Source organism: Proteiniborus ethanoligenes, assembly GCF_900107485.1.
GTDB classification, from domain to species: domain Bacteria; phylum Bacillota; class Clostridia; order Tissierellales; family Proteiniboraceae; genus Proteiniborus; species Proteiniborus ethanoligenes.
Genome location: NZ_FNQE01000027.1, coordinates 1 through 12,826, shown reverse-complemented (window position 1 = coordinate 12,826; position 12,826 = coordinate 1). Strand labels below are relative to the sequence as shown.

General features: G+C 30.9%; 12 protein-coding genes. All 12 read left to right on the top strand.

Translation table 11 applies throughout. The features are described from left to right. Position 1 precedes the first annotated feature (1 nt). Positions 2 to 481: a 23S rRNA (pseudouridine(1915)-N(3))-methyltransferase RlmH gene (gene rlmH, locus BLV37_RS11260; RefSeq protein ID WP_091731462.1), complete on the top strand. Its 480-nt coding sequence runs from the start codon at positions 2 to 4 to the stop codon at positions 479 to 481. A gap of 99 nt (positions 482 to 580) precedes the next feature. Beyond that, a complete protein-coding gene (locus BLV37_RS11255) occupies positions 581 to 2,404 on the top strand; it encodes a CFI-box-CTERM domain-containing protein (protein WP_091731460.1) in 1,824 nt (607 codons plus the stop codon). 164 nt (positions 2,405 to 2,568) lie between these two features. Next, positions 2,569 to 2,718, top strand: coding sequence for a hypothetical protein (locus tag BLV37_RS15090; protein ID WP_176967964.1), 150 nt, complete (start codon positions 2,569 to 2,571; stop codon positions 2,716 to 2,718). Between the two features lie 801 nt (positions 2,719 to 3,519). Next, on the top strand, positions 3,520 to 3,927 hold the full coding sequence (gene mntA / locus BLV37_RS11250) for a type VII toxin-antitoxin system MntA family adenylyltransferase antitoxin (RefSeq protein ID WP_091731457.1): 408 nt from the start codon (positions 3,520 to 3,522) through the stop codon (positions 3,925 to 3,927). Then, on the top strand, positions 3,920 to 4,336 hold the full coding sequence (gene hepT / locus BLV37_RS11245) for a type VII toxin-antitoxin system HepT family RNase toxin (protein ID WP_091731455.1): 417 nt from the start codon (positions 3,920 to 3,922) through the stop codon (positions 4,334 to 4,336). The genes mntA and hepT overlap by 8 nt, the downstream gene beginning before the upstream one ends. Before the next feature lie 345 nt (positions 4,337 to 4,681). Continuing rightward, a complete protein-coding gene (locus tag BLV37_RS11240; protein ID WP_176967963.1) occupies positions 4,682 to 5,566 on the top strand; it encodes an alpha/beta hydrolase in 885 nt (294 codons plus the stop codon). A 293-nt stretch (positions 5,567 to 5,859) separates the two neighbouring features. After that, complete coding sequence (locus tag BLV37_RS11235; RefSeq protein WP_091731449.1) at positions 5,860 to 6,690, top strand: DNA-formamidopyrimidine glycosylase family protein; 831 nt, start codon at positions 5,860 to 5,862, stop codon at positions 6,688 to 6,690. Between the two features lie 250 nt (positions 6,691 to 6,940). Then, entirely contained in the window at positions 6,941 to 8,140 is a 1,200-nt protein-coding gene (locus BLV37_RS11230) for a sensor histidine kinase (RefSeq protein ID WP_091731446.1), read from the top strand. A gap of 4 nt (positions 8,141 to 8,144) precedes the next feature. Continuing rightward, on the top strand, positions 8,145 to 8,795 hold the full coding sequence (locus BLV37_RS11225; protein WP_176967968.1) for a response regulator transcription factor: 651 nt from the start codon (positions 8,145 to 8,147) through the stop codon (positions 8,793 to 8,795). A gap of 460 nt (positions 8,796 to 9,255) precedes the next feature. After that, positions 9,256 to 11,196 carry a tetratricopeptide repeat protein gene (locus BLV37_RS11220; protein WP_091731442.1) on the top strand — a complete coding sequence of 647 codons (1,941 nt, stop codon included), beginning with the start codon at positions 9,256 to 9,258 and terminating at the stop codon, positions 11,194 to 11,196. Positions 11,197 to 11,343: 147 nt separating this feature from the next. After that, entirely contained in the window at positions 11,344 to 11,559 is a 216-nt protein-coding gene (locus BLV37_RS11215) for a type 1 glutamine amidotransferase family protein (RefSeq protein ID WP_091731440.1), read from the top strand. A gap of 79 nt (positions 11,560 to 11,638) precedes the next feature. After that, positions 11,639 to 12,592: a P-loop NTPase family protein gene (locus tag BLV37_RS11210; RefSeq protein ID WP_091731437.1), complete on the top strand. Its 954-nt coding sequence runs from the start codon at positions 11,639 to 11,641 to the stop codon at positions 12,590 to 12,592. The last annotated feature ends 234 nt before the right edge of the window (positions 12,593 to 12,826 follow it).

Below are 12,826 nucleotides of genomic sequence, written 5' to 3'. Positions count from 1 at the left end.
GATGAAAATACGCATTGTTTCAGTTGGAAGAATAAAAGAAAAATTTATGCAAGAAGGAATAAAAGAATATTCAAAAAGGTTATCAAGATACTGTAGTCTTGAGATTATAGAAGTAGAAGATGAAAAAGCCCCAGAAAACCTAAGCAACAAAGAAATGGATCAAGTCAAAGAAAAAGAAGGAGAAAAAATCCTCTCAAAAATCCCAGCAAACTCATACATAATCTCTCTAGAGATAAAAGGCAAAAGCCTAACCTCAGAAGAGCTTTCAGAAAAAATAGAATCTCTAATGATAGAAGGAATAAACGACATAACCTTCATTATTGGAGGTTCTTTAGGTCTATCAAAAGAAGTCCTACAAAAAAGCAATCTCAAACTATCCTTTTCCAAAATGACCTTCCCTCATCAATTAATAAGAGTAATACTATTAGAGCAAATATATAGAGGATTTAGGATAATGAAGGGTGAACCTTATCATAAGTGACCTCATAATTTATTAGTTTGCATAATATCAATAAGACAGTTGTAAATATTTAGCTTTATTATATAATTAGGGTGATAAATGGGTATTGGAGGGAAAGATATGGACACTGAAAAAAATCCTATGAAGTTCAAAAAACTGGAAGAAGTTTTGGGAGGAGGGTATAATTCTTTAAAAAGACTAGAAGAGATTTTTTCATTAAATATGGGGACAGAAGTAAGTGAAATATGTGGATTAAATCTAGAGTGTTCGAAACTACTTATAGTCATACTTGAGTCTGTAGTAAGGCGTCAAATAGGTACTTTGAAGTGGGAGGTAGCTAATAGTTTTTTTTATAAAACTAATGTAATTGAAGAAAACAAGTCAGATATTGATCTAGTGTTTTTTTCGATTGATAGAAGTTCACTATCATATGGCGATATATTTATTTATTGTTATAATTCCATTATGCACGATAACTGTATATTATTCTATTCTATGGTGTATACATTGATGTCTAAAATATCTATATATGAACGTTTATTTTTTTCTGACTATTATATTGCAAGCAATATCCTTGAAAAGCTATATAAAGCAATCCCAGAAGGTAACAATGTAAATAATATTAAGCAACAACTAACAGTTGAAAATGAATTCCCCATGCTATTCAATGATTACTGTAATCAAAAATGCATTCCTAGTGGTGGTATGGTAACAACTCAAAATGATTTTTCGTATATAATGAAATCAAAATATGAGATTAATGGTCAGTTATACTTAGCTCAATTAGATTACGATTTTAATATGGCACTTAAAGCAAAGAATTTGAGACCAGTTATTATTGAAATAGACAATTATATTAATACAAGAAAGGGGAAAGAAGATAGTAAAGTTTGGGAATACCTTGCGAGATCAATACTATTAGATTTCGTGGGGAATATGAATTTTAATTGGAACATAGATTTGTCCAAAGATTTGTTAATGTGTTTTTGTGGGTTATCTCAGGATTTGATTTATAGGGATGAAGTTTCTGTAATCGAATACAATAAGCAAATTAATAACCTTGTGCATATAATATTAGGTATAATTGGTAACATTCTATCATCTGAATTATTTTATTCATCGAAATCATATTTATTGCCAGAATTATCAACATTTCTTATAAATCTTTATCATATGTTTCCATTTGATAAGATATTAGATTTTATTAAGGAGAAAATTATACCACATTTAGGAAATTATCAACACCATGTTCAAAATTACGTACATATCTTAAGTGAAAAACGATATGGTACTGAAAATGAAATGATGATTTCAACAGATGTTGAGCACTTTAAACAATCTATTATAAAGGATGTATATATTAAAGTAAAAGATGAAGTGGAAAGATATATTATAATATCTCTTTATGTAGGTATGGCAGAAGACTCCTTAATAAAAGTAGGCTTGTCTTTTTATAATAATAAGGATGAAAAGATTGTAATAGGACAAAATCCAAATGATTATATGGAAATAGAAGTGAGCTCTATAGGCGATGTAGATGGTGTGTATGGGTTTGAAGTAACCATTTTAAACATTAAAAATGTATCAAAGGTTGAAGCTAAGATATTAAGCGATACATGTCAGAAAAATAGTGATAATAATTTATCTTATGATGGATATGAAAATGCAATTGGAAACAACAAAAATCCAGATAAACAAGACCATGGTGCATGCTATATAGCAACAAAGGTATATGGCTCATACGACGCTCCAGAGGTTTTAACTTTAAGGTGTTTTAGGGACGAAGTGTTAAGTAACCATGGTGTTGGAAGAATGTTTATTAAACTTTACTATTTATTGAGTCCTCAAATCTCCAAAAGATTAAACAAGGATAGTAAAATAAGCACTCTTATAAGAATGATTTTAAATAAACTTATTAATATAATTGAAAAATACTTAAAATAGTATTTGCAAATTGATATTAGCAATTATTTTAGATGTTATAGATTTCAAGTAAATGCTCCTTGTCGTTATTCTCTGATGAGAACCCCTATACAGAAGACACAAAATATATAAAGATTACAACTGATATTGATTTAACCTTAAATAAATAGAAGGAGAATCAAACTATGAAAAAAACATTTATTATTTCAAACATCACTAAGAATGATGTTGAGAGTAATTTATTAAGAATTAAGAAAGACTATAAAAGATTTTTACCAGGAGCAGATAATATTGAACCTAAAAGTTATGAAATAAAAATAAAAGTAGGTTCATAAATATATGATGCAAAATACAGGGTTGGTAATAGAAAGAGTGGACGATTATGGATAGGTCCAGATGTTTAATTAGGTATTAAATTTGGTAATTACTTAATAATAACAATAATAGAAGAATTTAAATTATATGAAATAGGAAAGAAGGGCAATCTATTATTTGAATTGAACAACCTTAATTATGAAAACTTGCGATAAATAATAGACTATTGGGAAGGTTTATCTATAAAGTAGAGTATTAATACTCTACTTTTTTTACTGCTACTATTAGATATTATGGGACTCCAAGATACTATCCTACCAAACTCAATATCCCACAATTCAATCCTAACAGTTCAAAATACCAACTAGTAATGCTATAATGAATTTAGATACTACTAAAGGGGTTGGTGTTAGGCATGATACATGAATTGACTGATATTGAAGTAGAAATTCTACAAAATTGACTTGGGGACGTTTCAATTGTCTTGTTTTTACTGTCAAGATGCTTTTAAATAGAAATTAGAATGGCTCAAATTGAATGAAGCTAAACGGATATATATTATATTAGATTAAGGGGGCAAGCATTGTATCTAGCATAACAAGACCGCAGTTAAAGCGATTCAGTGAACTGTACCATAAATAACTGAGGTCTTTTGTAGGGTAATTATGTTCGTATAGTTGGGGTATTATAAGTATTATAAGTATTATAATTTATATTATAGGATATTAATTGAAATCGTGGTTTAATAAATTATTGATAATGATATAATAGTTAGTAAGAATAATATTGTAATATTGAGTATAACTTGGGAGATGAATAATATGGATATCATTAAAAAGTGCAAGAGTATTTTAATGGAAAATGAAAATATAGCTTTTGCCTATATCTTTGGTTCATATGCTCAAGGGAAGGTAAGAGTAGATAGTGATATAGATATTGCAATATATTCAGAAAAAAGGATAGATATAGAAACATATCTTGAAATTAAGATGAATTTATCAGAAACTTGCAAAAGGGAAATTGATTTAATTATATTAAATGATGCAACTCCTTTATTAAAATATGAAATTTATAAAAATAATATAGTATTGTTTACTCGTGATAGAGCTATAGAAACCAGTTATAAAGTAAAAACCTTATTTGAATATAATGATATAAAAAGATATCTAGATTTATCTTATGACAGAACGATAGATAGATTGAAAAAAGAGGTGGAATCTAATGGTTAATATAGAGGTAATTAAACAGAGATTAAATCAATTATCAACTTCTTTAAATAAAATAGAAAGATTCAGGGCAATATCTTTAGAGGAATTTTTACAGGATGATATCATACAAGATGTAGTTGAATACAATTTATTTATAGCTATAAATATGATGATTGATATTGCTACTCATATTGTAGTAGATAATAATATAGGTAATCCAGAGACCCTAGGTGAAGCATTTAGTATCTTAAATAAGGAAAAATATTTTAACGATGATGAAACTAAGATTTATAGAAATATGGTAGGACTTAGAAATATACTATCTCATGAATATCTAAAAATAGATAAAAAGATAATATATGGTATTCTAAAGAATAATTTAGTTGATATAAAAAAATTTATTATTTTTATCCATGATAATTTTGTTTAAAGCAAGAAATGTTTATTTTGATTTAGATGGCATAAATAGAATTTGATTAAAATGAGAAGATTATCTTACTAAAAGGTATTCTTTTTTTGCAAAAAAATCGTAGTTAAAGCGATTCGGTGAACCGTATCATAAATAATAGCAGTTTTTTGAAAGTAAGTGCTAGATGCAGGGGTTACATTTGATAACTGTGTAACTTAGACGCTTAGCACTTGCTTTTCTAATTAAACCTTAATTTATTGTGAATAAGTTAGAATTGTGTTATACTGGGAAAAATCGGAAATGATAGTTTTTTATATTTAACATAGCGACATTGATATTATTGTTTAATATTAGGAGGGCAAAATATTGGAGAAATTGAGAGTTAAAGTTAATGGAACGGAATTAGAAGTAAATCAGTATCCTAGAAATGGAGAAACGATTGTGTTTATACATTTTTCAGGGGGAAATCTGGCACAATGGAATGGAGTTGTACCATATTTTATTAATAAATATCACATAGTTACGTTGGACCTTAGAGGACATGGTAAGTCAGGGAAAGTAGTAAATGGATACACATTAGACAATATGGCAATAGATATTATAGATGTTATGAATCAATTAGGAATAGAGAAGGCGCATATAGTGGGAAGTTCTTTAGGCGGGGAAATTGCAGTAAATCTTGCAGCACATTTTCCGGAAAGAATACAGTCTATTGTAGCGGAAGGTGCGATTCAGAACTACTTTGGTAAAAATGGTGTGTGCGATATAGCAAAAGAAGAAATACCAAATAAAAAAATAGAACTGCGAACTAAGAGAGCAAAGAAAAACAATCCTGTTTTTGATTCAATAGTTGAAAAAATTGAGATGGCAAAGCAGAATTATGAGCAAGGCGGTATTCTGTGGAATCAGCAAATCGAAGAATTCGAAATATATGATAGTTCAGAAACAGGAGATGGGAAATATACATCTGCTTGTCCCAAATGGGTAATAGATAAATATTTAGAAGATTTTTGGGATATCAAATTCGAAAAGTACTTTGAAAATGTTATCTGTCCTGTTTTAATGCTACCGAGTGAAGAGGAATGGAAGTCGAAGGAGATAAAAGCAGGCATAGAAAATTTTCAAAAGCTTTTGAGGTCAAGTCGGGTTGTGGTTATTCCTGGAGGGAGTCATGCATATGTTGCATTTCAGTATCCGCTAGAATTTAGTAAGGTGATTCAAGCGTTTTATAAAGAGATAGAGCAATGTTAATGAAAGCCATTGGTATTGGGCAAGGTGCTTTAGTACTTACTGAAAAACCACTGTTAAAGTGATACGGTGAGCCACACCATAAGTGACGATAAAATTAATACAAAATTCTGACGTAATTAGATATATAAGAAAAGTATAATCATGTTTTTAAATTGTATATTATATCTATGAAGCCTGCTATCACTATCCCCTTGCCTTCCACGCTTTTATCCATGAAATAAATTTGCAGTGCCATTATTTACAATAATATGGTAGAATGATTATAAAATATTGAGGGTTTTGGGGGAATAGTTATGTTAGAAATACCTGAAGCGTTGACGATTGCCAAACAAATTAATAACACAATAAAAGGAAGAAAAGTTGTGGATGTTATCGCAAATTATAGTTCTCATAAATTTGCATGGTATCATGGTGAACCGCAGGATTACAAAGAACTTCTAAGAGGAAGCACAATTCAAAATGCAACTGCTTGTGGGGGGCTAGTACATATTAAGCTAGATTCAGCAGTAATACTCATAGGCGATGGAGCAAATTTAAGGTATCATGAGAAAGGGCAAAAGACTCCTGCAAAACATCAGCTTTTATTAGAGCTTGATGATTCTTCTAAGGTTAGTGCCACAGTTCAAATGTATGGCGGTATATGGTGCTTTAGAGATGAAGCTGAATTTGACAACATATATTATAAAATCGCAAAGGAAAAACCATCTCCACTATCAGAAGAATTTGATGAGGAATATTTCAATAAACTAATATCCCAACAGGAGGTGCAAAAGCTAAGCATAAAGGTCTTTCTTGCTACTGAACAGAGAATACCAGGTCTAGGCAATGGTGTGCTACAGGATATACTATGGAATGCTAGTGTTAATCCAAAAACTAAAGTAAGCTCATTAGACGATGAACAGCTTCACGAATTATTCAAGGCAATAAAGTCTGTACTTTGTGAGATGACAGACCTTAATGGTAGGGATACAGAAAAAGACTTTTTCGGAAATAATGGCGGATATAAAACTATGATGAGTAAAAATAATGTAGATTCCCCTTGCGTAAAATGCGGCACCATTATAAAGAAAGAAACTTATTATGGCGGTAGCATCTACTACTGTGAGAAATGCCAACCTAAGTAAAATAAGAATAAGAGAAGTGAAAAATTAATCTAATAGAGACTGAAGGGATGAAGGTGACCCAGCAGAAAACACATTAGGTATTAAAAGACGGGTTATAGCCAAAATAATCAATTGTTCTCGAAATTTTATTTTTTGAAAAGATATAAGCTTACATGATATAAAAAGGCCATAAACAAACCTATTTAGGTTATATCAAAACTAAAAATTAAGTATTAATGAAATTGAAGATTGTTTCAGTAGGGGGCTTCAAATGCTTAAAGGAAAGGGCGTAATTGTTTATACCATTTTAAAGATTGCTTTATTTGCCATTGGCTACTTGGAGTACATAGAATATCACACAGCTAATAAAATAAATATGATAATAATATTTTCTTCTATACTAGTAATAAACAGTTTTTTTAGACAATTTTATCTTTATGGGAATGATAAATTATACTGGTATAGTAAAATTAGTATTATCATGGAATTTGCATTGGGAGCATATATAGCATCACTACAACCGGTTTTTGTCATTATACTTTTCTTAACTACTACTATTTTTGAATCTGTTGCAATGCATTCTCTAATATTTGGTGGCAGTCTATCTGCAATTACACTATTTGCACTTTTAACAATAGATACACTTAATCAGATACGGATTTTAGATTATTTTTCTTTTTATATGAGCAGACTTGTATCCTATGGACTAGGATTCATATTAATCTTTATAATAAGCTACCTGGCTAGCTTACAGTTTAGGGAGCGGGAGAGAATTGCAAAGGTCAACAAGGAGCTCGAAGAGGCATACAAACAACTTATAAACACCTCATCTCACCTTCAGGAATTATCTATTGAAAAGGAAAGGAACAGAATGGCTAGAGAAATTCATGACACCCTTGCACATACCTTAACAGCGGTGTTAGTACAGCTGGAGGCATGTAAGAAGCTAATAGGTGTAGATTCATCAAAGGCTAAAGTTGAAATTGAGAAAGCCCAGGAATCCACCCGGGATGGGCTTATAGATGTAAAAAATGCTATAAAAGCCCTTAGACCCAAGATACTAGAAAACAGTTCATTAAAAGGAGCAATTAATAAGCTTATCCAGGACATTGAAGATATAAGCAATGTTAAAGTATATTTACATGAAAGCCTGCTACAGGAACTTGAGTTATCATCTGCTATGGAAGTAGCCCTATTTAGGGTGATACAGGAGTCTATTACCAATGCTATTCGTCACGGTGCTGCAGAGGAAATTAACATTTTCTTAACCATTAGTGAAGATATATTGCATTTAGATATTTCTGATAATGGAAGGGGTTGTTCCCATGTAAGAGAAGGTTATGGATTAAAAGGGATTATGGAGAGAGTTAAGAGTTTGAACGGTACAGCTTACTTTTCCAGCACAGTTGGTAAGGGATTTCGTACTCAAATAGCCATTCCATATAAAGGGGGTGTCAGCAGTGAAAATTAAAGTGATGATTGTTGATGATCAACGTTTGATGAGAGAAGGGCTAAAGACTATCTTGGATTTAGAAGAAGATATATCAGTGATTGAACTTGCAGATACAGGGGAGGATGCACTGAGAAAAATTAAGATTCAGGAACCAGATGTGGTGCTAATGGACATTCGGATGCCAGTGATGGATGGAGTAGAATGCACCGCTGCCATTAAAAGGGATTATCCGCATATAAAAGTAGTTATTCTTACCACCTTTGATGATGATGAATATATCATCGATGCCTTGTGTAATGGAGCAGAAGGATATATTCTTAAGGATTTACCTTCAGAAAAGCTTATAAGTTCTATAAGGGATGTATATAATGGAAATTCAATTATGCAGCCCGAGATTGCAGCTAAGGTGATTGCTTGTGTTAAGCGAAATAAATCAAGTTCATCTGGGGATCGTTTCGCTACAGCTAAAGGACAATCAGACGAACTTACAGATAGAGAAAAGGAGATTTTAACCCTTGTAGCAAGAGGTATGAATAATAATGAAATTGCAAAAAGTTTATATTTATCAGTGGGTACTGTAAAAAATCATATCCGCAGTATCTATGAAAAAATCGACGTTAATGAGCGTTCTAAGGCTATTATATATGCCATGGAACACCATTACCTAGATTAATAATTTCTAAAAAAAGTAATAGAATCTATGTTACTGAAGTAACATAGATTCTATTACTTTTTTTGTTACTCGGGTGACATGTTTAATGAAAAATATTTTCCTATAATGTAAGTGTAAGAAGTAGATAGGCATATTAATAATGTAAAATGAATGGAGGTAGAATTAGTAATGTTGTTTGATTATAAAGCTCAAAGTATTCTTAGGTCTGCCAATGATTATTTATCTGCCAATAATCATTTAGAAAGCTATTTCAAGAGTTAGGGTTTAGACAGTCTGTATATATTTAGTCTTCTGGAAAGAGATAGAAAACAGCAGAAAAGAAATAAGATTAAGGGGATTAGAAAGATGTTGACAAGAAAATGAAGTAAATTTTTATGTTTCTAAAAACAATTATTTCTGAAAAACTAGCATGCATTGCAATTAATATATGATTATATGCTAATTGAGGAGAGATAGTTCTATGAAGGTAAGTGATAGAAGGGTTTTATTGATAATTGCTCTAATATTGTCTTTAACTTTAATCTTAGGCAGAAGCAATACTAGTATAACAAAGGCTATTGAAAAACCAGCTAAGAAAAATATGGATATGCTGATAGAAGTGTCTGCACTTATTAGCTCAATCAAATATAAAGAAGCAAGAAGGTTTTTCGAGGAGAACTATGACATAATAAAAGACAATGACATGGGGTTAAATGCTTATGGTTTTTTGGAGTTTCATATTTTTAAAAATTATGAAGGGGCAGAAAAGTTATATAGGGGAGCTATAGGATTGAATCCCGAAAATCCTGAACATTTTAAGGGAATTGGAAGTATTTATAAGGCAAAGGGCAAATTTAAAAAAGCTATAGAATTCTATGAAAAGGCAATAGAATTAACTTCTAACAAAAGCAAATTAGCCCTTAATCCAGAACTAGCACTTTTATACAAAGAAATTGGATACTGTTATCTAAAACTTAACAATATAAAGAAGGCTATAGAAATACTGGAGGTGGCAACAAGAAATAACCCCTATAGTATAGAGGTCAATGCTATATTGCATAGACTTTATGTTGAAGAAGAAGAGTATGAAAAAGCTTATGGTGTATGGAAGAATGATAATCTTATAAATGAAAACGTGGATCATGTGTATAAAGGAATATTAGAATGGAATAAGCTTTACAAAGATGCTGTCAGGGACAGACATGAAAGGAATCATCTAAAAATGGCTGAGCTTTATACAGATCTTGTACTCTATGATGAGGCAGCTATAGAATATGAAAAGGCCTATTCTCAGGATAAGACAAATGAGGATATTAGGAATAAACTTGACGAAATAAAAACCTACTTGTTATATAGGGATAGAATGAAGTCCTTACTTGATAACTATTACCAGGAGAGATGCATAAATGGCGAAGTGGAGGAATTGACTTTTTATGAAAGAATTAAACCAGCCTATGAAATAATTGCACCATTATTTCATGAAACAGAATGTAATTCTGGAGCCACTTCAATATGGATAGAAAACCTTAATAAAGAAATAGAGAAGAAGTTTAATGTAAAAATTGAGGTCATAAAAGCAAACGGGAGCATGTTAGGATTACACCACGGAAGGATTATAGATAAATCCAGGATAAATTTCACCCTATGGGGAGAAGAGGCGAATCTAACAGTTGTAACACTTAAAAACATGGCCAGCAATGGGCTGGATAATTGGAGATACAAAAAAGGAGGAGTAGGAGGATGGAGTTCAAATTCGTCTGAAATTGTCAGAGTAATACTTGATGATTCATATGATACTATGCTTCAATTGGCTTCTCTTTATAACGCTGATGAGGTACAGGAATTAAGAAAGAGATTTGGAGTTTTTAAAATGGAAAAGGAGAAAAGGGAGCCCTTAGAATTATATTACTCACCAGAAATTCAAATTCATTTTGTTACTAAGCAGGCAAATATCAATGCTGAAGAAGCAAAAATCAACAATATACCTGAAGATAAATATCAAGGTTACATTTTTGACAAAATTGAAAAGGATTACTCAATTAAGACAACAATTTATGCTCATGAAAGCCAGCATTCTATTGATTCTAAAAACAAAGTAAGAAACACATGGCTTGGCGAGAGTGAATATAGAGCTAAGCTTTCTGAATTGGCTTATGGCAACATGCAATTCCTAATCCTAAGCGGATGCTATTCATCTTCAATAGGTATGGAAGTAAATAATACCCATACAAAAGCCAATACACAACTATATAAAGATATTGTTCAATACATTTATGATAATAGTGGCAAGTATTCGCAAATAGATATTAAAACCAATATCTTAGCTCAATTAAATAAGCTAAGTGAAGATGATATACGATTTATAGCCATTGAAATATATAAAAAAAATTATGGTATGTCATTTCGAAGTGATGTGCATTAGCTCAGCTAGTAAACGGTGAAGATGCTTAAAAACAAATGAAGTCAAGGTCCTAATTTTCAATATAAGGTAAAGTTGTGGTAAAAAATTTGAAGGATAAACAAGAGAACAGAATGAAAAGGTTAGATTATTCAGAAATTATATAAGACGATGGAATGTAAAAAATATGGCAATAGGGAGCCTTTCATCAATCAGAATGTTGTTGTAGACGGAAATATTGTTACAGCAAAAAGAAATGGATATGTAGATTTTGCAATAACCATAGGACGAGTTATGAATATATATAAAGATGAGAATGATTTAATAGGGGCAATTGAGTACTTTAAATGCTTTAATGAGGGATTTAGAAACTATTGTCTACCATAATTAAAGCAGGATTACTAAATTGCTTTTATGATTACAAGTCATAATATTCGTATAATTTTTATAAAATTGGAGGGCAAAAATGAAACATCAATTAATCATTGTGGACGGTCATTCAACAGTTGGAAAATCAACTACATCTAAGAGCCTATATAAACAAATTGCATATCAGGACAAAGCATATTGGCTTCATGAAGAGTGTCAAAAACATCCCATAAGATTTGAAGAGTTTGAAGAAGGTGATATTCATACATTAGATGGTATGGAGATAAATAGAAAGATAATGTTGCAGAAATGGGAAAAGTTCAGAGAGGAGATTAAGCTAAGCAAGCAAGTTTGTATTACAGAAGGGTGTTTTTTACACTCTGTAGATAGATATCTTTTAAACAGTGCTTGGAACGAAGAACAGATTAAAGATTATTTTCACCAAATACTTGAAATTATCAGACCTTTAAATCCACTAATTATTTTCCTATATAGACCAGATATGAAGTCAAGTTTTGAAAAAGCCTTTAAGGCTCGTGGTGATTGGTGGAAACAGCTTATTTTAAGTGCTCCTGGTCCTTACGGTTTTTTTAGAACACATGAATATACAGGAGATGATAGCATATTTGATAGCTTAGCCTATGAACAGGAGCAAATGGCAAAAATATTTGATGTTTTGTCCTGTAACAAGTTAAAGATAGATACAACAGATGAATGTTGGGATGGCTATGTACGTGAAATAACAGAAGCTGCCGGATATAAATACTATGAAGAAGACAATAAAATGCTGGAAATAGAAAAGTACTGTGGAACTTATAGGCTTGAGGAAGGAGAGGAGACATGGGATATTAGCTTTGATAATGAAACAAAGCAAATATATACATCGTTATTTTGGCCGTACATGCCAATGAAATATATTGGTAAAGAACAATTTGAACTAATTTCATTTCCAGTCATTCTTCAATTTGATTTTATAGAAGGGAAAACCCGATTCATGGTCAGTGGGAATTATGATTGGAAGTATAACGATAAAAGGTTTATTAAAATATAGTATTGTAGTCTACATAAGCTAAAACATCATAATAAATTGCATCATTGTTTTTTTGTTTTTTCAGTAACAAGTAATAATTACAATTGGATCTATTTTACCTATATTGGACTTATAAGGCAAGGTGAAATTTCTATTTTATGAGCAATCTGGTAATATGTCAAGAGATGATTTTTAAAGAAAATAAAAGAAACAATTAAAAAAGAGTAATCTTAATAGAACCTATAATTTTTTTGA